25 protein-coding genes are annotated in these 23,379 nt (G+C 67.1%); 14 read left to right on the forward strand and 11 right to left on the reverse strand.

Features of this window, described 5'->3' with window-relative positions; genetic code table 11:
• Nucleotide 1 precedes the first annotated feature (1 nt).
• Genes BMW90_RS12215 through BMW90_RS12225 form a run of 3 tightly spaced genes read right to left on the reverse strand, consistent with a single transcriptional unit; the run spans nt 2 to nt 3,013 of the window.
• On the reverse strand, nt 2-1,075 hold the full coding sequence (locus tag BMW90_RS12215; protein ID WP_074836840.1) for a FecCD family ABC transporter permease: 1,074 nt from the start codon (nt 1,073-1,075) through the stop codon (nt 2-4).
• A 4-nt stretch (nt 1,076-1,079) separates the two neighbouring features.
• The gene (locus tag BMW90_RS12220) at nt 1,080-1,964 is read right to left on the reverse strand and encodes a heme/hemin ABC transporter substrate-binding protein (RefSeq protein ID WP_139211353.1); all 885 of its coding nucleotides are present in this window, start codon (nt 1,962-1,964) and stop codon (nt 1,080-1,082) included.
• Complete coding sequence (locus BMW90_RS12225) at nt 1,961-3,013, reverse strand: hemin-degrading factor (protein ID WP_074836842.1); 1,053 nt, start codon at nt 3,011-3,013, stop codon at nt 1,961-1,963. The genes BMW90_RS12220 and BMW90_RS12225 overlap by 4 nt, the downstream gene beginning before the upstream one ends.
• Nucleotides 3,014-3,223: 210 nt before the next feature.
• Between BMW90_RS12225 and BMW90_RS12230 the strand changes: the two genes are divergently transcribed.
• The 5 genes from BMW90_RS12230 (at nt 3,224) to BMW90_RS12250 (ending at nt 8,943) form a co-directional block, all read left to right on the forward strand.
• Nucleotides 3,224-5,248, forward strand: coding sequence for a TonB-dependent receptor plug domain-containing protein (locus BMW90_RS12230; protein WP_074836843.1), 2,025 nt, complete (start codon nt 3,224-3,226; stop codon nt 5,246-5,248).
• A 155-nt stretch (nt 5,249-5,403) separates the two neighbouring features.
• Complete coding sequence (locus BMW90_RS12235) at nt 5,404-6,309, forward strand: siderophore ABC transporter substrate-binding protein (protein ID WP_048529236.1); 906 nt, start codon at nt 5,404-5,406, stop codon at nt 6,307-6,309.
• 63 nt (nt 6,310-6,372) lie between these two features.
• Complete coding sequence (locus BMW90_RS12240) at nt 6,373-7,254, forward strand: iron chelate uptake ABC transporter family permease subunit (RefSeq protein ID WP_244526500.1); 882 nt, start codon at nt 6,373-6,375, stop codon at nt 7,252-7,254.
• The gene (locus tag BMW90_RS12245; protein ID WP_074836847.1) at nt 7,247-8,191 is read left to right on the forward strand and encodes an iron chelate uptake ABC transporter family permease subunit; all 945 of its coding nucleotides are present in this window, start codon (nt 7,247-7,249) and stop codon (nt 8,189-8,191) included. The genes BMW90_RS12240 and BMW90_RS12245 overlap by 8 nt, the downstream gene beginning before the upstream one ends.
• A complete protein-coding gene (locus BMW90_RS12250) occupies nt 8,188-8,943 on the forward strand; it encodes an ATP-binding cassette domain-containing protein (protein WP_074836849.1) in 756 nt (251 codons plus the stop codon). The genes BMW90_RS12245 and BMW90_RS12250 overlap by 4 nt, the downstream gene beginning before the upstream one ends.
• A gap of 9 nt (nt 8,944-8,952) precedes the next feature.
• Here the strand turns inward: BMW90_RS12250 and BMW90_RS12255 are convergent, their stop codons facing one another.
• The 7 genes from BMW90_RS12255 to BMW90_RS12285 form a co-directional block, all read right to left on the reverse strand.
• Nucleotides 8,953-9,711: an energy transducer TonB family protein gene (locus tag BMW90_RS12255; protein ID WP_074836851.1), complete on the reverse strand. Its 759-nt coding sequence runs from the start codon at nt 9,709-9,711 to the stop codon at nt 8,953-8,955.
• Nucleotides 9,708-10,100 carry an ExbD/TolR family protein gene (locus BMW90_RS12260; RefSeq protein WP_074836853.1) on the reverse strand — a complete coding sequence of 131 codons (393 nt, stop codon included), beginning with the start codon at nt 10,098-10,100 and terminating at the stop codon, nt 9,708-9,710. Before BMW90_RS12260 ends, BMW90_RS12255 begins: the two co-directional genes overlap by 4 nt.
• A complete protein-coding gene (locus BMW90_RS12265) occupies nt 10,097-10,447 on the reverse strand; it encodes a biopolymer transporter ExbD (RefSeq protein ID WP_083416039.1) in 351 nt (116 codons plus the stop codon). The genes BMW90_RS12260 and BMW90_RS12265 overlap by 4 nt, the downstream gene beginning before the upstream one ends.
• A gap of 25 nt (nt 10,448-10,472) precedes the next feature.
• Nucleotides 10,473-11,102, reverse strand: coding sequence for a MotA/TolQ/ExbB proton channel family protein (locus BMW90_RS12270; protein ID WP_074836856.1), 630 nt, complete (start codon nt 11,100-11,102; stop codon nt 10,473-10,475).
• Nucleotides 11,099-11,539, reverse strand: a complete 441-nt coding sequence (locus BMW90_RS12275) for a hypothetical protein (protein ID WP_074836858.1) — start codon at nt 11,537-11,539, stop codon at nt 11,099-11,101. The genes BMW90_RS12270 and BMW90_RS12275 overlap by 4 nt, the downstream gene beginning before the upstream one ends.
• Before the next feature lie 172 nt (nt 11,540-11,711).
• Nucleotides 11,712-12,041, reverse strand: a complete 330-nt coding sequence (locus BMW90_RS12280; protein WP_074836860.1) for an L-rhamnose mutarotase — start codon at nt 12,039-12,041, stop codon at nt 11,712-11,714.
• Nucleotides 12,038-12,880, reverse strand: coding sequence for an amidohydrolase family protein (locus tag BMW90_RS12285; RefSeq protein WP_074836861.1), 843 nt, complete (start codon nt 12,878-12,880; stop codon nt 12,038-12,040). Before BMW90_RS12285 ends, BMW90_RS12280 begins: the two co-directional genes overlap by 4 nt.
• Before the next feature lie 61 nt (nt 12,881-12,941).
• On the opposite strand from BMW90_RS12285, the gene BMW90_RS12290 reads away from it, so the two are divergent.
• Both BMW90_RS12290 and BMW90_RS12295 read left to right on the forward strand, forming a co-directional pair.
• The gene (locus BMW90_RS12290) at nt 12,942-14,033 is read left to right on the forward strand and encodes a mannitol dehydrogenase family protein (RefSeq protein WP_074836863.1); all 1,092 of its coding nucleotides are present in this window, start codon (nt 12,942-12,944) and stop codon (nt 14,031-14,033) included.
• 2 nt (nt 14,034-14,035) lie between these two features.
• Nucleotides 14,036-15,004: an aldo/keto reductase gene (locus tag BMW90_RS12295; RefSeq protein ID WP_074836865.1), complete on the forward strand. Its 969-nt coding sequence runs from the start codon at nt 14,036-14,038 to the stop codon at nt 15,002-15,004.
• 6 nt (nt 15,005-15,010) lie between these two features.
• Here the strand turns inward: BMW90_RS12295 and BMW90_RS12300 are convergent, their stop codons facing one another.
• A complete protein-coding gene (locus tag BMW90_RS12300; protein ID WP_074836868.1) occupies nt 15,011-15,913 on the reverse strand; it encodes a GntR family transcriptional regulator in 903 nt (300 codons plus the stop codon).
• 136 nt (nt 15,914-16,049) lie between these two features.
• Here BMW90_RS12300 and BMW90_RS12305 point away from each other — a divergent pair, with 136 nt between their 5' ends.
• From BMW90_RS12305 to BMW90_RS12335, 7 genes are all read left to right on the forward strand, one after another.
• Complete coding sequence (locus BMW90_RS12305) at nt 16,050-17,084, forward strand: ABC transporter permease (protein ID WP_211568872.1); 1,035 nt, start codon at nt 16,050-16,052, stop codon at nt 17,082-17,084.
• A gap of 84 nt (nt 17,085-17,168) precedes the next feature.
• Nucleotides 17,169-18,107 carry an ABC transporter substrate-binding protein gene (locus tag BMW90_RS12310; protein ID WP_048529259.1) on the forward strand — a complete coding sequence of 313 codons (939 nt, stop codon included), beginning with the start codon at nt 17,169-17,171 and terminating at the stop codon, nt 18,105-18,107.
• A 77-nt stretch (nt 18,108-18,184) separates the two neighbouring features.
• Nucleotides 18,185-18,961 (forward strand): ATP-binding cassette domain-containing protein, encoded by a 777-nt coding sequence (locus tag BMW90_RS12315; protein WP_074836870.1) that lies wholly within the window; start codon nt 18,185-18,187, stop codon nt 18,959-18,961.
• A complete protein-coding gene (locus BMW90_RS12320; RefSeq protein WP_244526495.1) occupies nt 18,958-19,968 on the forward strand; it encodes a zinc-binding alcohol dehydrogenase family protein in 1,011 nt (336 codons plus the stop codon). The genes BMW90_RS12315 and BMW90_RS12320 overlap by 4 nt, the downstream gene beginning before the upstream one ends.
• An 11-nt stretch (nt 19,969-19,979) precedes the next feature.
• Nucleotides 19,980-21,497, forward strand: a complete 1,518-nt coding sequence (locus BMW90_RS12325; RefSeq protein ID WP_074836872.1) for a UxaA family hydrolase — start codon at nt 19,980-19,982, stop codon at nt 21,495-21,497.
• Between the two features lie 22 nt (nt 21,498-21,519).
• Nucleotides 21,520-22,245, forward strand: coding sequence for an SDR family oxidoreductase (locus BMW90_RS12330; protein ID WP_074836874.1), 726 nt, complete (start codon nt 21,520-21,522; stop codon nt 22,243-22,245).
• Nucleotides 22,246-22,267: 22 nt separating this feature from the next.
• A complete protein-coding gene (locus tag BMW90_RS12335) occupies nt 22,268-23,110 on the forward strand; it encodes a fumarylacetoacetate hydrolase family protein (RefSeq protein WP_074836876.1) in 843 nt (280 codons plus the stop codon).
• Nucleotides 23,111-23,379 lie beyond the last annotated feature (269 nt).

The following is a 23,379-nucleotide window of genomic DNA, read 5'->3' on the forward strand; positions in this document are numbered from 1 at the left end:
GTCAGAGGTCCACCACGCCGCGTTGCCGCAGCAGGATCCAGAGGAAGACCGGCGCGCCGAGCACGGCAGTGACGATACCGATCGGCAATTCGGCCGGCGTGATGATCACTCGCGCGATCATGTCGGCGCCGACCAGCAGCGCCGCGCCCAGCAGCGCCGAGTTCAGCAGCAGCGCCCGGTGGTCCGGTCCGGTGGCCAGCCGCAGCAGATGCGGCACCACGATGCCGACAAAGCCGATCCCGCCAGAGATGGCGACGGCGGCGCCGCTGGCGGCGGCGACGCAGAGGATGGCGGCGTTCTTCATCCGCTGCACCGGAATGCCGATGTGATGCGCCGTGGCCTCGCCAAGCGCCAGGCCGTTCAACCCGCGCCCCAGGCAGAGCGCCCCGGCGATGGCGGTCAGGATGATCGGCGCAGCGGCTGTCAGCTTGGCCCAGTTGGCGCCGGCGAGCGAGCCCATGTTCCAGAAGGTGAGGTCGCGCAGCTGCTGGTCGTCGGCCTTGTAGATCAGCACGCCGGCCAGCGCCCCGGCCAGGGCGGTCAGGGCGATCCCGGCGAGCAACATGGTGGCGACCGAGGTGCGCCCGGCGCGGGTCGAGACGCGGTAGAGCAGGATCGTGGTGGCCCAGCTTGCGACAAAGGCGGCGCAGGGCACCAGATAGGCGCCGGTCAGCGCGCGCAGCGCTGCGGGCAGCAGGCCGCCCAGAACGATCGCCAGAATCGCGCCCAGCATGCCGCCGGCGGTGACGCCGACAATGCCGGGATCGGCCAGCGGATTGCGGAACAGCCCCTGCATGACGGCGCCGGAAGTGGCCAGCGCCGCTCCCACCAGAAGCCCCATCGCCAGCCGTGGCAGGCGAATGTCCAAGAGCACGACGGATTCGGTGCGGCTCAGCGCATCGCCGCGCAGGCCCTTGGCCAGCACATCGCCCAGCGAGAGGCCGGTCGCCCCCACGGTCAGGCTTGCCAGTGAGACCAGAACCACCAGCAGGGCCAGCAGCAGATGCAGTCGCCGCGCCCGGTCCAGTCGGCGGGGCGGGCGGGTGCCGGGCAGAACGTCGGACAGCGCCACCATTGTGTCAGCCTCCGTAGAGCAGGGTGTTGAGCTCGGTCACCGCCTCGGCCGTGCGCGGGCCGAAGCCGAGCAGTTTCAGCCCGTCGATCTTGATCAGCGTCCGGGTGTCGGCGGCAGGGGTGATCGCCAGCGCCGGCAGCGAGAACAGCACATCGGCGGTGGTGCCATGATCGCCGCCGCGTTCCATCATCAGGATCACGTCGGGCGCGGCCACCGCCGCCGCCTCGTCGGAAAGTTGCTTGTAGCCGTCAAACCCTTCGGCGGCATTCACGCCGCCGGCCAGTCGGATCACCGCATCGGCGCCGGTTTCGGCGCCGCCAACCGTCAGCTTGCCTCCGGCGGCGCTGAGCACGAAGAGCACCCTCTTGCGCGGGTCAGGATTTGCGTCGGCCCGGGCCTTGGCGGCCGCCAGCGCCGTGGTGACCTCCTGCGCCAGTGTGTCGGCCTTGCCGGGCACCCCGAGCGCGTCGCCTATGGTGCGGATCTTGGCGGCGATGGCGGCGCCATCGAATCCGCCGGTAACCTCGACAAAATCGATGTCGGCGGCGCGCAACACATCGAGGGTCTCGGGCGGGCCGGCGCCCTCGGCCGAGAGGATCAGCGACGGCCCGACCGACAGCACGGCTTCCGGCGACAGGGCGCGCATATAGCCCACGTCGGGCAGGGCGCGCGCCGCTTCGGGCCAGGTCGAGGTGCTGTCGCGTGCCAGCAACCGGTGGCCCTGGTCCAGCGCATAGACGATTTCGGTCATGTCGCCGCCGATCGCCAGCACCCCGGCCGGCGGCAGGGGCTCGGCGGCCGGCTGATCTGCGCTGGCCGACCCGGACGCGAAGACACCGGAGGCCGCCACCCAGAGCGCCATCACGGCGCCAAAGCTCTGCCGTTTCATTCTGCCGCCTCCGTGGCCCGCGTTTCCAGCCCGGCGACGATCTCGCGCCACTGCGGGCGGCTGTCATTGGTCTCTTTCGACACCGGGAACGCCTGAAAGATCACCGTGCCCTCGGCATCGAAGGCCTCGACCGACAGTGCCGTGCCGCGCCGGGTGGGTTTCTCGACCGCATAGACCTCGGCGATGTGATTGCGGCGCAGGTGCATGTCGAAGCCGGGATCGAGGATGTTCAGCCAGGGGCCGGTTTCCTGAAGCCGTTTGACCGGGCCACTGTGAATCTGGATGCAACCGCGATTGCCGACAAAGAACATGAAGTCGATGCCACTGTCGCGCAGTCCTGTGAACATCTCGTCCACCGCGCCGGGGGGCAGGGGCCGCACAAAGGGGTTGCCCGGCATGCGATAGGCGCCAAGCCGGTTCATCTTGAGCTTGGCGCAGAGCCGCAGGAACTGATGCGTGTCGGTCAGCCGGGCCCATTCCTCGAACAGGATTTCGCGTTTCTCGGGCCGCGTCTTCGGCGCTTCGGCCGGTTTGCGGGCGGCCACCTCCAGCGCGTCGGATTGCGCCTCCAGCGCCAGCGCGGCCTTGATCCTCTCCCAGGCCGCCAGATCGGATGCCGGGCGCAGATGGATCTTGTGCACCGCCTCGCCGGCCGCGTCGAACACCTGCAACGACCGCCGTATACCGCCCGCCGTCTGTTTCTCGACCGCAAAGGCGCTCACCCACCAGGCGGGAAAGATCCGCAGGTCGATCTCTTCGGCCAGCACCATCGCCGCATGTTCGCCAGACCGGTAGTTGCTGTAACAGCCCACCTTTTCATGCACGCAAGAGGCATTGCGCGTGAGCGCCATAACCTCGCCCAAGGCCTCGGCGGCGGGGATCAGCCGGTCGGGGTGGGCGGCGATCCTGGTGGCGCTGTGGCCGACCCGAGCGGCAACAAGCTGGGCCTCGGCAATGCCCAGCCTCTCGGCCAGATCCCGTTCTCGCATCTTGGAATTTTCGGCAATGGCCGCGCGGATTTCGGCCGCGCCCGGCGTCTCTTGAGCCATCAGGTCCCTCACTTCGTTTCGACAAGGTTGCAACGCGTGGCTGGGCGCTCGAGAGAGATCGCTGGCGGGCATCTTTTTCTTGACTGTTTTAGTCGGTTAACTTAACTGCCGCAACCATGTTTTGCGCCGCCGCCCCGTGGCCGCCGCGCCCGCCAGCCCCCACGCCAGCGCCTCATCCCGAAAACACCTCACTTCATAAAGGGGACAGTCATGTTCATGACTCCGCTTCGCAGCTCGACCGCGCTGGTCACACTGCTTTCTCTGGCCGCGCCCGTCGCGGCGCAGGCCCAGGACACCCCCGGCGCCGGGTTCCTCGGAACGCTGTTTCTGACCTTCGGCAAACGCGACATCGCCGTCGGCTCGGCGGTGGCGCAGACCGTCGTCGATCAGGACGAGATCGAGGACCGACAGGCAGGCACCATCGCGCAGCTGATCGATTCCGTACCCGGCGTGACCCTGGTCAACGGCAACATGCCGCAGGGCTCGGGCATCAACATCCGCGGCTTTGGCGCCAACAACACCTATGGCACCGATCAGAAGGTGGCGATCCAGATCGACGGTGCTTCGGTCGGTTCGGAAGAGCTGTATCGCATCGGCACCCAGCTCTTTACCGATCCGCTGCTCTATCGCGAGGCCACCGTCCTGCGCGGCACCATCGGCAGTTTCGCCTATGGCTCCGGCATCGTCGGCGGCGTGGTCAAGCTGGACACCAAGAACGCCTCGGATTTCACCGGCGGCGAACATGGGCTCGCGGTCGGGCAGACGGCGGAATACAGTTCCAACGGCGAAGGTGTCAGCAGCTCGACCACGCTGGCCTGGCAGCCGAACGATCAGGCCGAATTCCTGCTCAACTTCTCCTATCGCAGCTATGACGACTATCTCGACGGTGATGGAGACGTGGTTGGCAATACCGCCTTTACCACCCCGTCCGGGCTGGCCAAGGCCCGGTTCACCTTTGGCGAGATGGGCGATCAGAGCCTGACTTTTGTGGTCTCGCGCACCGTGGCGGATGACAAGGACGTGCCGTATGATCAGTTTGCCACCACCGGCGGCAGTTTCGGCAATGTCGACCGGCTGACCGATACCACTCAGGCCAGCGTGGAATATGGCTACAATCCGCTGGGCAATGACCACGTCGATTTCACCGCCAACCTGTCTTATGCCGATCAGAAGATCGAATATGACTATGTGCCGGGGTCTTCGCCACTGGAGGGCACGCCGAGCTTCCCTTTCCTTGTGGGCACGGTGAATGCCGATCAGCGGTATGAGACGACCAAGCTGAAACTGGCCAATACCGCGCGGTTCGGCACCGGCGGGATCGGCCACAGCCTGGAAACCGGCGTCGAGGTGCAGGAACGCCGGCGCAAGGACAATGAGGCCGCAAGCGCACCGGGCGGCACCGATGACCGTCTGGCGGTCTATGCGATCGACGAGATGCGTCTCGGCCGGCTGACCGTCACCCCGGCGCTGCGGTTCGAGAGCGCGCGGGTCACCCCCGCCAATGACAGTTTCGACAGCTACGAGAATGATGCGCTCATGGGCGGTCTGGCGCTGGCCTATGAATTCGACAACGGCTTTGCCGTCTTTGGCAGCGCGGCCTATACCGAAGGCCTGCCGATCATCGACGATCTCGGCGACACCGCGGCCGCCATCGACAAGATGACCACCAGCGAAAAGTCCGAAACCTACGAGCTTGGTGCCTCTTTCGGCGGCGCCGATGTCTTTGCCGCGGGTGATACGCTGGCGATGCGGGGCAATCTCTACCGGACCGAGCTCTGGGACATCACCAGCTACGCCTCGCTCGAGCGGGTCAATGTCCAGGGCTTCGAGCTCGAAGCCTCGTACGGGCTGCAAAACGGGCTGTATGTCGATCTCAATGCGCATGTCGGCCATGGCGAAGAGACCGACACCGCCGGTGATACCGAGCGCTGGCGCATCCAGGCCGCCGACACCGTCAACCTGACGGTGGGCAAGCGTTGGAATGACCGCCTGGATCTGAGCTGGGAAGTGGTGCATGGCACCGACCGCCGCGATTCCACCGTCGAGGCGCTGCCCGATGCCACGGTGCACAACCTGCGTGCCACTTTCCGGCCAGAGCAGGGGGTGTTCCAGGAGACCGAGTTTCGGGTCGGGCTGGAGAATGCCTTCGATCTCGACTACGTCGGCCATCTTTCGTCGCCCGAGCGAAAGGCCCCGGGCCGAACCTTCAAGTTCGGCGTGACCAAGGTGTTCTGACACCGCACGGGCCCGGCGCCCTGTCGCATTTTCCTGATTGTTTCAGTCGGATTTCGGGTTGCAGCCGCGCCGCGCAATCCGTTAACACCGCTGCACACCCGCGAAGCCAAGCCGACCCGCCAGCCACGCGATTGCACCCAGAACAGGAGCGATCCATGCGCATGACCCTTTTCGGCGGCCTCATCGGTGCCGCGCTTGCCGTGCCGGCGCTGGCCGGCGATGTTACAGTCGAGACCGCCACCGGTCCGGCCCCCGTGCCCAGCCACCCCGAAACCATCGCCGTTTTCGACATTGCCGCCGTCGACACGCTTGTCGCGCTGGGCCAGGAGATCGACGGCTTGCCCGACAAGGTCTTTCTCGACCATCTCAAGCCCGCCGCCGAGAGCGCCGAGGTGGTCGGCACCTTGTTCGAGCCGGATTACGAAGCGCTGGCGGTGATGCAGCCTGACCTGATCGTCGCCGGCGGCCGCTCCTCCGCGCAGGTCGAAAACCTGGCGCAGATCGCGCCGACCATCGACATGACGATCTGGGGCGACGACCTGCTCGAACAGGTCGGTGCCCGGATCGCCGCCTATGGCACGATATTCGGCGTCGAAGACCGCGCCGCCAGGCTGACCGAGACGCTCGAAGCCCGGCTGCAAGAGGCCCGCGCAGCGGTGGACGGCAAGGGATCGGCGCTGATCCTTCTGACCAACGGCGGCAAGATCTCGGCTTATGGCGCCGGCGGCCGCTTTGGTTGGCTGCACAGCGCGCTCGACCTGCCGGAAGCGGCCGAGAACGTCGAGGCCGAAACTCATGGCGAAGCGGTCTCGTTCGAATTCGTCGCCGACATCGACCCCGAATGGATTCTGGTGATCGACCGGGGCGCCGCGATCGGCGCCGAAGGCGAAGCGGCGGCGGCCACGCTCGACAATCCGCTGATTGCCCGCACCAGGGCGGCGCAGGACGGCCACATCGTCCATCTCGACGCCGCCTCGCTTTACATCGCCTCGGGCGGTGCCGGTGCGGTGATGCAGGTGCTGGACGAAGTCATTGCGGCCTTCGGCCGCGCGGACAGCTGATCCTTGCGCCGGATTTGGCCTCTGGCATGGGCCGTGCTGGCCGGGTTGAGCCTGCTCAGCCTGATGATCGGCGCGGCCTCGCTGTCCGACGGGGACGGGGGCTGGCTGTTGATGGTCAGCCGCATTCCGCGCACGGCGGCGGCGCTTCTGGCCGGCGCCGGGCTGGCTCTGGCCGGCGTGGTGGTGCAGCAGGTGGTGCAGAACCGCCTGGTGGAACCGGCGCTGACCGGCACGCCGGAGGCGGCGATGCTGGGGCTGCTGGCGGTGACGCTGATCGCCCCGGGCATGGCAGTGGCCGGCAAGATGCTGATCGCTGCCGGGGCCGCGTTGGCCGGCATGGCCGGGTTCATCGCCCTGGCCGAACGGGTGCCGCGGGCCGATCCGATGATGCTGCCCATCGTCGGCATGATCTATGGCGGCATCCTGGGGGCCATTGTGGTCTGGGCGGCCTGGATGACCGACCTGATGCAATACCTCGGCACCTGGCAACTGGGCGAATTCTCGGGCGTGATGATCGGGCGCTATGAATGGCTCTGGGCGGTGGCGCTGCTGGCGGGGCTGCTGTACGCGGTGGCCGACCGGATCACCATCCTGGGGCTGGGCGAGGCACAGGCGCGCTCTCTGGGGCTGAATTACACCCAGACCCGGGGGCTGGGGCTGGTGATCGTCTCGACCCTGACGGCGCTGGTGCTGGTGACGGTCGGCGCCTTTCCCTTTGTCGGGCTGGTGGCGCCGAACCTGGTGTCGCGCTGGCGCGGCGACAACCTGCGCACCAACCTGCCGCTGATCGCGCTGGGCGGCGGCGGGCTCGTTCTGGCGGCGGATGTCATCGGCCGGGTGATCCGCTATCCCTTCGAAATCCCCGCCGCCACGGTCTTTGGCGTCTTTGGCGCCGGGGTATTCCTTTGGCTGCTCTACGCCGCCCCGAGGCGCGCCCATGGCTGAGCGACATCTGCCGCTGCTCGCTTTGGCGCTCTGCGCGCTGAGCGCGGCCTTCCTGGGGTGGCATCTGCGCGCGCCTTTCGGGTTCATCCTGGAATTGCGCGCCACCAAGCTGGCGGCGCTGATCTGTGTCGGCGCGGCCACTGGTGCCGCAACGATCCTGTTTCAGACCGTGGCGATGAACCGTCTGCTGACGCCGGGGATTGTCGGCTTCGATGCGCTTTTCGTGCTGCTTCAGACGCTTCTGGTGGTCGCCCTCGGCGGCGTCGGCACGGCGCAGATCCCGGGGGCCTGGCGATTTGTCCTCGAGGCGGTGTTCCTGATGGCCGCGGCGACGGCGCTCTTTGGCCTGCTGTTGCGCCGGGATGCCTCGGATGTGACGCGGATGATCCTGACCGGCGTGGTGCTCGGCGTGCTGCTGCGCGGGCTGGCCTCGATGGTGCAACGGATGATGGACCCGTCGGAATTCGCGGTGGTGCAACAGGCGATGTTCGCCAGCTTCGGCCGGGTCGACGGCGGACCGCTGGCCGCCGCCACCGGGCTGCTGGCGGCGGCTCTGCTGGCGGCGTTGCGACTGGCGCCGGCGCTGGATGTGGCCGGGCTGGGGCGCGGCGCGGCACGCGCGCTCGGGCTCGACCATGACCGGGTGGTGCTGGTTTCGCTGATGTTGGTGGCGGCGATGATCTCGGTCTCGACCGCGCTGGTCGGGCCGATCACCTTTCTCGGGTTGCTGGCCGCCAGCCTCGCCCGGCACCTGACCGACAGCCATCGCCACGCCGTGCTGATCCCGGCGGCGGCGCTGATCGGGGCGCTGATCCTGGTGACCGGGCAATTCCTCTTCGAACGGCTCATGGGCAGCCAGTCGGCGCTGGCGGTGGTGGTCGAATTTTTTGGCGGGCTGCTGTTTCTCGGGCTCGTGCTGCGCAGGGGGCGCCAATGATCGAGGTTGACGGGCTGAATTATGAGGTGGCTGGCACCGCCATCCTGCACCAGGTTGGCCTGGCGCTGGAACCCGGCGGCATCACAGCGCTGATCGGGCCGAACGGGGCGGGAAAATCCTCGTTGCTGCATTGCATGGCGGGGCTGAACCGGCCCGTGGCCGGGCGGGTGCGGATCGACGGGCTCGACCCGTTCACCGCCCCGGGAGAAGAGCGGGCGCGGGCGGTGGCGCTGTTGCAGCAATCGCCGGTGGTGGTCAGCCGGTTGAAGGTGCGCGATCTGGTGGCCTTTGGCCGCTGGCCGCATCACCGCGGCCGCTCCGGCGCGCGCGATGCCGCGCTGGTCGAGGCGGCGCTGGCGGCGTTTTCCTTGCAGGGTCTCGCCGAACGCCCCTTGGAAACTCTCTCCGGCGGCCAGCGCCAGCGCGCCTTCATCGCCATGACCTATGCCCAGGACACGCCCTGGATGCTGCTTGACGAGCCGCTGAATGCGCTCGACCCGCGCCATGCCCGCGACTTGATGGCGCGGCTGCACGGGCTGACGCGCGGCAGCGGGCGCAGCATTGTGATCGTGCTCCATGACATCAACGCCGCCGCCGGTTGGGCCGACCGGATCGTCGCGATGAAGGACGGCCGGGTGGTGGCGCATGACGCAAGCGCCGCGCTACTCACCTCGCAGATGCTGGCGGATGTGTTCGACACTCCCTTCGAGGTGCTGTCGCACAGGGGGCGCGCGGTGGTTGTGGCGCGTTAGGCCGCCCCCTCAGCGCCCCTGTATCCTGATCGAAAAGCTCCGCCGCGCGCCTGCGGGCGGCCGGGGAAAGGGGGCGGCGTTGCGCACCACCGCCAGCGCCGCCTGGTCGAAAGCCGCCGTGCCCGAGCTGCGCGCGATCGAGATCGCCGACAAACCGCCGCCCGGGGAAATCGAAAAGGCCACCACCGCCGCGCCCCGGGCCCGCCCCTCGGGCCGGCCGGCGCCCGCGATCCGGCGCATCACCAGGCCCGGGTAAGTGCTGGCGGCCGCCGTCCCGGCGTTGGTGCCGGCGCGGGCCTCCTGCCTGGCTCCGGCCGGCGCCGACTTGGCCTGTCTGGACGCCGGTTGGGCTTGAGGTTTGCGCGCTTGAGAGGTCGGCTCGGGCCGGGGCGAGCGGGCGAGCGTTGCGGTGTCGGGCGTCTCGCCGCTTACGACCTCGCGGGGGCGGTTTGGTGCCAGTTCGGACGCCGGCGCCGCCTTGAGCGGGGAAATGCCCGGCACCTGCGGCGCGGGCAGGACATCGGGGCGCTCTGCCATCACGGGCGCAACCTCTGGCGCCGCGTGCGCCACTGTATCCTGCGCCGTCTGGGCCGAGAGCGCCCCGGCGGCCATATCGGCAAAGGCATTGCCCAGGCGCACCTCGGCGGCACCGCCGCTGCCTTCGGTCATGGTCTCACCAGAGGCGGCCAGCGCCAGGGCGATGGCAGCATGGGCGAGGCCCGCAAATGACAGCGCCGCGAGCTTGGCCGTGCGTGACGACGCGATCATGACGCCAGTCCCCGTTCGGTGACCAGCACCACCCGCGCTGCCCCGGCGGCGCGCAGCGCGCGGCCGATGCGCAGCAGATCGGTGGCTGGCAGATCGCGGTCCGGCACAAGGCGCACCAGCGCCCGGCTCTCGGGCGGTTGCGCGTCAAAGAATGCCTCGGGCGAGGCGGTCTCGGCCCCGCGCCAGGTGAGCCGGCCATCGGCATGGATCACCAGCGCGTCGGCCGGGGCGGTGCCGGCAAGATCGGCGGTGCGCACCAGCGTCAACTGCTTGTCCAGCGGCCGCGCCAGGGTGCCGGCGACGAGAAAGAAGATCAGCATGAGAAAGACGATGTTGATCAGTGCAATGGTCGGTTCGCCTTTGTTGCGTGGGCGCGGTTTGCGGATCATGACGTCTCCAGTACCGTGACAGTGAGGCCCGGCACCTGGCGCAGGGTGGCCAGAAGGTCGGACAGGCGCTGCGCCGTTACCGCGCCGGTCAGGGCCACGATGACCGGCAATGCGCCATCGGCCCGCTGCTGCGCCTTCAACGCGGCGGGCAGGCCGACCAAGGTACGCTCGGCCCCATTCAGGCTGAGCCGCTCCGGCGACAGCCGCAGGAACACTGGTCGGCTGGTGTTGTCGGCCCCGCCGCCGGTGCCGCCGGCAGCCAGCTCGAGTTCGGCAAAGCGGGTGAATGTCGAGGACAGCATGAAGAACAGCAGCAACAGGAAGATCACGTCGATCAGCGAGGTCATCGACAGCCTGCGCCGCCGCCGGAGCCTACGCATGGGCAGGCGCGACCTGGGTTTCGGGGGCGAGGATGCTGTGCAGCGCCTGTTGCGCAAAGACCCGCTCGCGGTCCATCCGCGATTCGAACCAGCTCAGGATCAGCGCCGTCGGCATTGCCACCGCCAGCCCCACCGCTGTGGTCAGCAGCGCCACCCAGATGCCGCCGGCAAGGATCGACGGATCGACCTGCGCGCCGGCCTCTTGCAGCGCCTGAAAGGCCGAGATCATCCCCAGAACGGTGCCGAACAGCCCCAGAAGCGGCGCCAGCTGCGCCACGCTGTCGAGCAGGCGAAAGCCGCTTTCGAGCCGGGCGAAACGTGCCTCTGCCTCGGCCTCCAGCCGGTGCGGATCGGATTGTTCCGAGAGCGCCATGTCGATCACCGGCCGCAGATAGCTGCGCGACCGCCCGAGATGGTCCCGCGCCGCGCCACGCTCGCCCGCGTCCCAGGCGGCGACCGCCAGTTTCAGGGCGCGGTGGCTGCCCACCCGGGCGGCGGCGAACTGCCAGAGCTTGTAGAGCACGACGGCGCAGACCAGCACCGACAGCGCCGCCAGCAGCAGAACCACCGGGCCGCCGAGCTCGGCGATCCGCGTGACGGCCTGTTGCAGCGCGGCGATCATCCCAGCACCTCGACGTCGGCGCGGCTGCGCAGTTCGAGCCCCTCGCTACAGGCCGTCGGGCTCAGCCCGTCGCCGGAGCAGGTTTCGGCGCCGTTGAACAGAACCTGGCCCAGCGCCGCGCAGTCCAGATCGGGCACCACGAATTGCCGCACCCTTGGCCGGGCCGCCGGAAGTTCGCCGAAATCGAACAGGGTCAGCCGGTCGACCCGGCCCTGATCGTCGAACAGCACCGCTTCGAGCACCGCCTGGCGGATGTCGCTGGCGTGGCCGTTCTGGATCAGAAAGCTCATCCGGCAGGCGGCATCGACCGGCACCACGGCATTGAGCTCGATGGTGACATGGGCGCCCAGATCGGTTTCGGCTTCGGCGGCGGCCGGCCCGGCGAGCGGGACAAGGGCGGCCCAGACTGCCAGGGCGCGCGGTGCAAGGCGGATCATGGCCTTCGCTCCTGAGATTGTTTCACTTGGAACGTCTGGCTCGGGCGCCCGGCACCGCTGGCTGACTTGGCCGGTTTGGTACCAGCTTGCGCCGCGCTCGGCAATACCAGACAAAAACACTATGATTTGGCCGCCGGTGGGCCGCAGCGCGGAAAAACACCGGCGGTCTGGCTCAGGGAAGGTGGAAGACCTCTTCCATCGGTGCCCACCATTCACCCTCTGACCGGCTGTCGAGCGGGCTTTGCATCGGGCCGCAGATCTTCCACCAGTCGCGGGTGACGGGATCGGCGGCGATGGCGGCGGAATCGGCTTCGAAATCAGTGCCGGTATACTCCCAATAGCTGAACATCAGCATTTCCGGCTCGCGCAGGAAGATCGAGTAATTGGTGATGTTGGACTGCCGCAACCGTGCCAGCACATCCGGCCAGACCTCGGCATGAAGGCGTTTGTATTCCGCTGTGTGCTCCGGCTTCAGTCCGATGACCTGTCCCATGCGTTTCATTGAATTTCTCCCTCTTGATCAAGCGCGTAGATGCGGCGCGCGGTATTGCCGAACAGCGCCTCGCGTTCGGCCAAGGTCAGCTCTGCCGCCATTTCCTGCGCCGCCGCGTGCCATTTGGCATAGGTGCCGGCCAGCTCCAGCACCGGCCAGTCGCTGCCCCACATCACCCGCTCGGGCCCGAAACAGGCGAACACATGATCGAACACCGGGCGCAACCTTGGGGCGGACCAGCCGGGACCGAATTCATTGGCCAACCCCGAGAGCTTGCAGCTGACCTGCGGATGGCGGGCAAGGGCCTGAATGCCGGCGCGCCAGTTGTCGCCGGGATCGCTGCCGGCAAAGCGCGGCTTGGCGCAGTGGTCGATGATCAGCGGCAGCTCCGGCAGGGCGCGGGCGAGCCTGTCGATCAGCGCAAGATGGCGCGGCGTGATCAGCGCGTCCATGCGCAGCCCGGCTTCGGCCACCTGGCGCAACCCGGTCAGCACGTCATCACGCAGAATCCAGTCGGTTTCGGGGATGTCCTGAAGCATCGGCCGGATGCCCCGCAGCCGCGGATGCGCGAGGCGGTCGATCTGGCGCGGCACATCCCCGGTCAGATCGAGCCAGCCGACCACGCCGCGGATCAGCGGCGTGGTGTCGGAGAGCGACAGCAGGAATTCGGTCTCTTCCAGCGTCGGGGCGGCCTGAACGGCCACCGTTCCGGTCACCCCGGCGGCCTGGGCCAGCGGCGCGAGATCGGGCGGCAGGAGGTCGCGGCGGATCGCGGCCACGCTGTCATCCATCCACGAATAGTCGCCGCGCGCGATGCGCCAGAAATGCTGGTGGGCGTCAATGGTCACGGATTTTCCTTGCATGCTGCATTGTTCTAAATAATAACAAACCAAATCGGGAGACTCGTCAATGGCAATTCCAACCGTCCTGCAATTCGGCACCAGCCGCTTTCTTCAGGCGCATGCCGATCTGTTCCTTGCCGAGGCCATGCCAGAGGCGCGCCCCGTCGTGGTGGTGCAATCGAGCGGCGATCCGGCGCGCGCCGGGCGGGTCGCGGCGCTGGCACAGGGCTATGACGTCAGGATCCGCGGCTTGCAGGACGGCAAGCCATTGGACGAAACCCGGCGGGTCACCTCGGTGGCGCGCGGCCTGTCGCTCGGCCCGGATCTGGACGAAGTGGCGCGCCTGGTGGCGGGGGATGTGGAAATGATCCTGTCGAACACCGCCGATGCGGGTTTTGCGCCGCAACCGGCCGATGCGGGGACGCGGTTCGACATGGCGATGTCGTATCCCGCCAAGCTGGCGCATCTGTTGCGCGGCCGGTTCGAGGCTGGCGGCGCACCGGTGCAGATCATGCCGACCGAGCTGGTGCGCAATAATGGCAGGGTCCTGCGCGATCTCGTGCTGGCCGCCGCCGGCGCCATGCCGGCGGGCTATCGCGACTGGCTGCGTGACGAGGTCGTCTGGGTCAATTCGCTGGTCGACCGCATCGTTTCCGAGCCGCTGCATCCGGCGGGGGCGGTTGCCGAACCCTATGCGCTCTGGGCGATCGAGGCGCAGCCGCGCCTGCGGCTGCCCTGCACCCATCCGGCGATACGGGAGGTGCCCGATCTGGGGCCGATCGAGCGCCGCAAGCTCTTCGTGCTCAATCTCGGGCACAGCTGGATCGTGGCCGACTGGCTGGCGCGCGGGCGGGCCGGTGCCACCCATGTGCGCGACGTGATGGCAGATGCCGATTGGGCCGGGCGTTTGCGCGACCTTTATGCGCAGGAGGTGCTGCCCGGCTTTGCCGCGGCGGGGGAGGGCGATGGCGTGGCCGAATATGTGGCGACCACGCTGGAGCGCTTTGCCAACCCCTATCTCGACCACCGTCTCGAAGACATTGCTCAGAACCATGCCGAGAAGCTCGCGCGTCGGATCGGCGCCTTTCTCGATTGGGCTGAGGCCAACGGCGACACTGGCGCCAAACCGCAGCTGCGCGCTGCCCTGGAGGGGAAATGACCATGAAGACACGACGCATCGGCACCACGGATCTTTCGGTCACCGAGGTCGCTTTCGGCTGCGCCAGTATCGGCAATCTCTATCGCGAAACCAGCGAGGCCGAGGCCGAAGCGGTGTTGTCGCGCGCCTGGGAGGCGGGCATCCGCTATTTCGACACCGCGCCGCATTACGGCCGCGGCCTGTCCGAGATGCGTCTGGGGCGGTTCCTGAAATCCCGCCCCGAGGCTGTCGTGTCCACCAAGGTCGGGCGCATCCTGTCTCCCGCCGGATCGACGATTGCCGAGGCCGACGGCTATGTGAGCCCGGCCCAGAACGACGTGCGCTACGATTACTCCGGCGACGGGCTCGAAGAGAGCTTCGAGCAGAGTTGCGAGCGGCTCGGGCGCACGGAGATAGATATCCTCTATGTGCATGATATCGGGGAATATACCCATGGCGCCGAAGGCAATCGCCCACACCGCGAGGCGTTTCTTGACAGCGGTTATGCGCGGCTCGTTCGGCTTCGCGAGCAGGGGCGGATCAAGGCCTTTGGCCTTGGCGTCAATGAATGCGAGGTCTGCCTCGACCTGATGCGCAATGCCGGGCCGATCGACGTGATCCTGCTGGCCGGCCGGCTGACGCTGCTGGACCGATCCGCCGAGGCAGAGCTGGTGCCCGCCTGCACAGCGGCGGGGACAAGCCTGGTGCTCGGCGGTATCTTCAATTCCGGCATTCTGGCGACCGGCCCGGTCGAAGGCGCGACCTATGATTACGGCCCGGCCCCCGAAGAGGTGCTGAACCAAGTGGCCGAGTTGCAGGCCAGGTCCGAGGCGCTGGGCGTGCCGCTGGCGACGGCGGCGTTGCATTTCGCCATGCAGCATCCGGCGGCGGCTTCGGTGCTGCTTGGCACCGCGAAACCGGCCTCGCTGACCCGCAATCTCGACGCGCTTGCGACACCAACGCCGCGCGGCCTGCAAGCGCTCTTTGGCTGAGCGCGTTCAGCCCAGGTCGTGATGTCGCAGCGAGGACAGCAAGGTTGTCTTCGAGGTCCGCAGGTGGCGCAGGGCGGCGTCGCGCGCGGCCTCGGCATCGCGGGCCTCGAGCGCGTCGATGATCGCCAGGTGCTCATCGATGGCGGCGGCATTGCGGTGTTTCTCTTCGGTCTTGTCCCACATGTAATGGTAGTGAAAAATCAGCGAGATCACCTTTTGGAACTCGGCGATAAAGCGATTTCTGACCACTGAATTGATGGTCTGGTGAAACCGTTCGTCAAGCTTGGAGAATTCGTGGAAATCGCGGTCGATGGCCTGTTTCAGGGCGAGGTGGTCGGCGCGCAGCTGCGCCAGCCCGGCCCAGACCGGATGATCCACCGGCGCCTCGACGACCTGGCTCACGGCGTTCTGTTCCAGCACCGAGCGGAAATCTGACAGCTCGATGGCGAAATCCTTGGTAAAGCCCAGCAGCATCCAGCCGCCCTGCGGCCGGCGCGAGACCAGGCCAAAGCGGCTGAGCCCGGCAAGGAATTCCTTGAGATCGTATTGCGGCACCTCGAAGGTGCGCGACAGTTCCGCCACCGACAGCGGCGTATTCGCCGGAACGTCGAAGCGCAGCACCCAATCGAGAAAGCGTTGCTCGAGATCGCTGGGGTCGGCCGCGGCCTCGGGCACCGCGATCCGGTCTTCGGCGCGGGGCTGGCGCAGCAGATGTTTGTCGCGGCCCTGCCAGGAAATCAGGCCGAGCTCTTCCAGCCGCGTCAGGCAGCGCCGGATCACCGTGCGGCTGACGCCGGCAATCTCGGCCAGACGGGTTTCCGAGGGAATCGGCGCCTTGGGCGGCAGGGTCTCGCAATAGGTGAGGATCCGGTTGTAGGCCTCCCGATACCTGGTGTCGCTGCGCGCCATGTCACTGCCTTTCCTCGCGTCCGCCCCGGGGCGGTTCTTGTATTTGTACGATATTATAAAAAACAGTTGACGGAATCAAGAGAGGCTTGTTTATGTACTAAATAATTAAATGCAAGACAGCGAGAAGGGGAGGCGCATGTCTGACGCAACCAAACCCGCGGATCGGCGCGCTGCGACGCCGCTGGCGGCCCTGATGCCGGATGCGGCCAAGATCCACCGGCTCTCGGCGGTTCTGACGCTGCTGCTTCTGGTGGCCGGGTTTTCGCTGGCCAGCCAGGCATTCTTTTCGGTCAACAACGGGCTGACCATCCTGTTGCAGACCTCTGTCATCGGCCTGCTTGGCATCGGCATGACCATGGTGATCATCACCGGCGGCATCGACCTCTCGGTCGGCTCGGTTCTGGCGCTCTCCGGGGTCGGCACGGCGATGGCGATCAAGGCCGGGCTGCCGGTGGCGCCGGCGATGGCCCTTGGCGTTCTGATCGGCGCCGGCTGTGGCGCGGTCAACGGTCTGGTTGTCACCCGGATGAAGATCCCGCCGTTCGTGGCGACGCTGGGCATGATGCTGATGGCGCGGGGTCTGGCCCTGCAACTGACCGGCGCGGCGCCGATTTCCCAGCTTGGCGAGGCCTTTGGCCGGCTGGGCAACGGGGCGCTCTTTCGCATGGTCGAGATGCAGTCCAACGGGTTTCCCAAGGTGATCTTTCCCGGCATTCCCTATCCGGCGATCCTGCTGCTGCTGGTGGCAATGGGCGCGGCCTACATGTTGCGGCGCCGCCGCATCGGCCGCCACATCTATGCCACCGGTTCCAACGAAGAGGCGGCGCGGCTTTCCGGCGTGCGCGTCGATCAGACCAAACTCTATGCCTATGTGATGTCGGGCGCGCTGGCCGGGCTGGCGGGCAATGTGCTGATGTCGCGTCTGGTCACGGCGCAGCCCAGCGAAGGCGTGATGTACGAGCTTGACGCCATCGCCGCGGCGGTGATCGGCGGCGCCTCGCTCTCGGGCGGTGTCGGTACCGTCTCGGGCACGATGATCGGCGCCTTCATCATCGGCATCCTGCGCAACGGGCTGAACATGGCCGGCGTCTCGGCCTTCATCCAGCAGATCGTCATCGGTGCGGTGGTGATCGGCGCGGTCTGGATCGACCAGATGCGCAACCGGCGCTGACAGAGGTTCTGTCCGGTGCCGGCCATGGCCGGACCGGGCGTCCAATAAGACCAAGACCCAAAATCTCAACTGAGGAGGAATGAGATGAAGACCTACAAGCTTGGAATGCTGGCGTCGGTGATGGCGCTTTCGGCCGGGATGGCCACGGCCGGCGAGATCGCGGTGATCGTCAAGACCACCAGCTCGAACTTCTGGCAGAACGTCAACAAGGGCGCGGAAGCCGCGATCGCGGCCCAGTCCGAACACAGCTTCAGCTTTGATGGCCCGGCCACCGAAAGCGCCGTCGCCGATCAGGTCAACCTCGTCGAGAACGCGATCAACCGCGGCGTTTCCGGCATCGTGCTGGCACCGTCCGACCCCGAAGCGCTGGCCCCGGTGGTCAAGCGTGCCTATGAGAGCGGCATTCCGGTGGTGATCATCGACAGCGCCCTGACCGACGGCGCGAAAGGCACCTATCAGGCGTTCCTGTCCACCGACAATTGCGCCGCCGGCGAAGAGGTGGCCAAGCGGATGATCGACGAGGCCGGCACCGAGGGCAAGGTTGCCGTGATGTCCTATGTCGCCGGTGTCGGATCGGAAATCGGCCGCGTCGGCTGTTTCTCGGACTATCTGACCGCCAATTCGGATCTGGAAATCGTCGGCCCTTATTATTCGCAGAGCCAGATGGCGCAGGCGCTGAACCAGACCACCGATATCCTTGCCTCAAACCCCGATCTTGTCGGCATCTTCGGCGCCAACGAGCCCACCGCCGTGGGCATGGGCCGCGCCATCATGCAGGCGGGCAAGGCCGGTCAGCTGGTCGCGCTGGGCTTTGACGGCAACGAAGACCTGCAACAGTTCGTCCGCGAGGGGCTGATGGAGGCGACGGCGGTTCAGGGCTCTTTCGCGATGGGCGAAAAGGGCGTGAACGCGATCATCGACATCCTCGGCGGTGAAAAGGTCGAGCCCTTCATCAACACCGGTGTGGTGCTGGTGGATCAGGAGAACATCGACTCCGACCAGGCGAAAAACGTGCTCTACTGAGCCGAAATCGCGGCGGGCGCGCCAGGTTGCGCGCCCGTCGATCAGACAGCAGCAGACCCCCGGCAGAAAGGCGCCCCATGTCACAGCCCCCCCTCGTAGAGATGATCGGTATCGAGAAGCACTTCGGTGGCGTCCGGGCCGTCGATCACGTCTCGCTTGATCTGTTTCCCGGCGAGGTGGTCGGCGTGCTGGGCCACAACGGCGCCGGCAAATCCTGCCTGATGCGCATCCTGGCCGGCGCGATGATCCCCAATGCCGGCGAAATCCGCGTCAACGGCAGCCCGGTGAGCTTTGCCGATCCCAACGACGCCCGCGAAGCCGGAATCGAGACGATCTATCAGACGCTGGCGCTGGCCGATCACCTGGATGCGCCGTCGAACCTGTTTCTCGGCCGCGAGCTCAAGACCCGTTTAGGCAATCTCGACGATGCCCGCATGCTGGCGGAATCGCGCAAGGTGCTGGCCCGGCTCAACCCGAATTTCAAGAACCTGCAAGACCCGGTCTCGTCGCTTTCGGGCGGCCAGCGGCAGGTGATCGCCATTGCCCGGGCGATCTATTTCGACACCCGTGTTCTGATCATGGACGAGCCCACCGCCGCGCTCGGCCCGTCGGAGACCGCGATGGTCGCCAATCTGATCCGGCAATTGCAGTCCGAGGGCATCGGCATCCTGCTGGTCAGCCACGACATGCACGATGTCTTTGACCTCTGCGACCGGGTGGTGGTGATGAACAAGGGCCGGCTAGTCGGCGCCCACCGCATCGACGAGGTGACCAAGGACGATGTGCTCAGCCTGATCGTCAAGGGCGAACTGCCGGCCGACTGGACGGCGCGCAATCTGGAGGCGGCGCAATGAAGGACGTGATGCAAGAGACAATGGCCTGCGGCACCTGTGTCGAGCCGGGCACTTTCGCGCTGCAAGAACGTGCCAAGCCGCGCGAGGCGCCAGAAGGTCACCGACTGGTGGATATCGCCGCCATCGGCATCTGCGGCACCGATTACCACATCTTCGAGGGCAAACACCCGTTTCTGAACTACCCGCGCGTGATCGGCCACGAGCTCTCCGGGCATCTGGCCGACGGGCCGGACGCCGGCAGGCTGGTGGTGGTGAATCCCTATCTGTCCTGCGGCACCTGCCGGGCCTGCCGACGTGGCAAACCCAATTGTTGCAGCGATATCGCGGTGCTAGGGGTGCACGCCGATGGCGGCATGTGCGCCCGGATCGTTGTGCCGGAACAGAACCTCTATCCCGCCGAAGGGCTGACACCGGAGCAGGCGGCGATGGTCGAGTTCCTTGCCATCGGTGCCCATGCGGTGGCGCGCTCAGGGTGCGGGGCGGGCGACCGGGTGATGGTGACCGGCGCGGGGCCGATCGGGCTTGGCACCGCGCTTTTTGCCCGGATCGCGGGGGCCGAGGTGCATCTGATGGATCTGAGCGCCCAGCGGCTTGCCAAGGCCGCCGATCTCTTCGGCTTTGCCGACACCCATCAGCCGGGCGAGGATATCCTGTCGGGCGATCTGGCCGAGGGGTTCGATCTGGTGTTCGACGCCACCGGCAATGCCAAGGCGATCGAGGCGGGCTTTCCACTGGTGGCGCATGGCGGCAGCACCGTGCTGGTCAGCGTGGTCAAGGAAAGCATCACCTTCGCCGACGCCGAGTTTCACAAGCGCGAATCCCGCATCATCGGAAGCCGCAATGCGCTGAAAGAGGATTTCGACCGGGTGATGGCGGCGATCCGCAGCGGCGCGGTGCCGACCGAGGCCATCGCCTCGGCCATCGTGCCGCTCAAGGATCTGCCCGCGCGGTTCGCGAAGCTCGCGCATGACCGTGATCACCTGATAAAGGTCATCGTGACGCCGTGAAGGATACAGAAATGACCGACCAGCCCTTTGCGCTTTGTCTGCACGCCGGCGACAACGTTCTTGTCGCCCTGCGCGCCGTGCCGCCGGGCACCCGGTTGCCCGGCGATGTGACCGCGCAAGAGGCGGTTCCGGCGGGCCACAAGATCGCGCTGCGCGACCTGCGGCGCGGCGAGAATATCCTGAAATACGGCCAGATCATCGGCGCGGCGAGCGCTGACATTTCCGCTGGCGCGCATGTTCATGTGCACAACCTCGGCATGGGGGCGCACAAACAGGATCACGCCTTCGGCACCGCCGCGCAGCCCCTGCCGAAAGCGGAGGCGGCGGCCGAATTCCAGGGCTTTCACCGCCCCTCCGGCCGGGTCGGCACACGCAATTACATCGGCATCCTCACCTCGGTGAACTGCGCCGGTTCGGTGGCGCGGTTCATTGCCGAAGGCGCGGCCGCGGCGGACATTCTGGCCGAATTCCCCAATGTCGACGGCATCGTGCCCATCGTGCATGGCACCGGCTGCGGCATGGCCGGCAAGGGCGAGGGCTATGAGACGCTGTTCCGCACCCTTGCGGGCTATGGCCACAGCGCCAATTTCGGCGCCATCCTGATGATCGGGCTGGGCTGCGAGGTCATGCAGATCCCCGATCTGATCGACCGCAAGGCGCTCAAAGACAGCGCGCGGTTCCGCTACATGACGATCCAGCAACAGGGCGGCACCCGCGCCACCGTCGACAAGGGCGTGGCGATCCTGCGCGAGCTGGCGGCCGAGGCCGACAAGGCCCGCCGCGCCCCGGCCCCGGCCCGCCACCTGGTTCTGGGCATGCAATGCGGCGGCTCGGACGGCTATTCCGGCATCACCGCCAATCCGGCGCTGGGCGTGGCCTCGGATCTTCTGGTGCGCCATGGCGGCACCTCGATCCTGTCGGAAACTTCCGAGATCTACGGCGCCGAACACCTGCTGACCCGCCGCGCCGTGGATGCGCCGACCGGCCGCAAGCTGATCGACCTGATCGACTGGTGGGAAGATTACACCGCCCGCAACTTTGGCGAGATGGACAACAACCCCTCGCCCGGCAACAAGCGCGGCGGGCTGACCACCATTCTCGAGAAATCGCTGGGCGCGGTGGCCAAGGGCGGAAGCGCGCCGCTCTCGGGTGTGTACAAATACGCCGAACCGATCGATCAGCCCGGCTTCGTCTTCATGGACAGCCCCGGATATGATCCCTGTTCGGTCACCGGGCAGATCGCTTCGGGCGCCAATCTGGTCGCCTTTACCACAGGCCGCGGCAGCGTCTCGGGCTATCAGCCGGTGCCGGCGATCAAGATCGCCTCGAATCCCGATCTCTGGCGGCGGATGGAGCCAGACATGGACGTGAACTGCGGTGACATCCTCTCCGGCACCAGCCTCGAGGCTAAGGGGCAGGAGATTTTCGATCTGCTGCTTCAGGTGGCCTCCGGCAGCCAGACCAAGAGCGAGGCGCAGGGCTTTGGCGCGGTGGAATTCGTGCCCTGGCAAATCGGCGCCGTGATGTGACGGCGCGCAAGGGAGACAAGATATGACAAGCGATCTGACAGGCCAGCGCGTGCTGGTGACGGCCGCCGCCCAGGGCATCGGCCGCGCCACCGCCCAAGCCTTTGCCCGCGCCGGCGCGCGGGTGCTGGCCACCGATATCAACGCGCCCGGCCTAGCCGGGCTCGATGGCTGCGAGACCGCGCGGCTCGACGTTCTGGATGCGGAATGCGTCGCCGAGGTCTGCGCCCGGGCCGGAGCGGTCGATGTGCTGTTCAACGCCGCCGGCGTGGTGCACAGCGGCACGGTGCTGGACTGTTCCGAGGCCGAGCTCGACTTTGCCTATGACCTCAACGTCAAATCGATGGTGCGGATGGTGCAGGCGGTGCTGCCGGGCATGCTCGAGCGCAAGTCGGGCACGATCCTCAACGTCTCGTCGGTGGCCTCGTCGGTCCAGGGCGTGCCCAACCGTTTTGTCTATTCCACCACCAAGGCGGCGGTGCTCGGCCTGACCAAGGCGATTGCCGCCGATCACGTGGCGCAGGGCATCCGCTGCAATGCGATCTGCCCCGGCACGGTGCAATCGCCGTCGCTCGACGACCGGCTTGCGGCGGGCGGCGACTACGAGGCCGCCCGCGCCGCCTTTGTCGCGCGGCAGCCGATGGGGCGCATCGCCGCGCCGGAAGAGATCGCCGATCTTGCGGTCTACCTGGCCGGCGCCACGTTCACCACCGGCCAGGCCTGTTGCATCGACGGCGGCTGGACCCTCTGATTTTCCTCAAGAAAGACGACAAATGAAACTGCTTCGCCATGGCGCTCCGGGCGCCGAAAAACCCGGCCTGATGCACAGCGACGGCACCATCCGCGACCTCAGCGGCCTGATCGACGATCTCGCCGGCGCGGCGCTGTCGCCCGAGAGCCTGGCCAGGCTTGCCGCAGTCGATGCCGGCGGGCTGCCCGAAGTCGCGGGCAATCCCCGGCTCGGGCCGCCGGTGGCGGGCACCGGAAAATTCATCTGCATCGGGCTGAACTATGCCGATCACGCCGCCGAAAGCGGCATGGAGGTGCCGCCCGAGCCGGTGATCTTCATGAAGGCGACCTCGGCGATCTGCGGCCCGAACGACCCGATCATCCTTCCGCGTGGCTCGGAAAAGACCGACTGGGAGGTCGAGCTTGCGGTGATCATCGGCAAGGCAGCGAAATATGTCAGCGAGGCCGAGGCGCTGGACCATGTGGCCGGCTACGCAATCACCAACGACGTTTCGGAACGGGCCTTCCAGGCCGAACGCGCCGGTCAGTGGACCAAGGGCAAGAGCTGCGACAACTTCGGCCAGATCGGCCCCTGGCTGGTCACCCGGGACGAGGTCTCCGATCCGCAGAACCTCGCCATGTGGCTCACCGTGAACGGTGAGACGATGCAGGACGGCTCCTCCAAAACGATGGTCTATGGCGTCGCGCATCTTGTGCATTATCTCAGCCAGTTCATGACGTTGCACCCCGGCGACGTGATCTCGACCGGCACCCCGCCGGGCGTCGGGCTGGGGATGAAGCCGCCGCGCTACCTCAAGGCCGGCGACGTGGTGGAGCTTGGCATCGCCGGGCTGGGCCAGCAGCGCCAGGACGTGATCGCCGACTGAGCCCGCCGAGGGGGACGGCACCGCCCCCCTCGATCCGGCCCGTCGCCTTGACCGGCTCCCGCCCGCCCGGCGCCGGCATCCGCTTTGTGGCTTTGCACCTGCCTCGTTATGCTCTAAGGCGACGGTCCGGGCCCCCCCGGACCGACACCCGACGCGCCCGGCTTCCGAGCCGGCGGCTGCGTGTCATGCTGCTTCCAGACGCTTGACCCGGCGGCGGATGCGGTCACACTCCGGCCGGGGTGCCACAGAGTCAGGCCATACAGGCAGGA

Origin of the sequence: Marinovum algicola, assembly GCF_900109145.1 — a bacterium.
GTDB classification, from domain to species: domain Bacteria; phylum Pseudomonadota; class Alphaproteobacteria; order Rhodobacterales; family Rhodobacteraceae; genus Marinovum; species Marinovum algicola.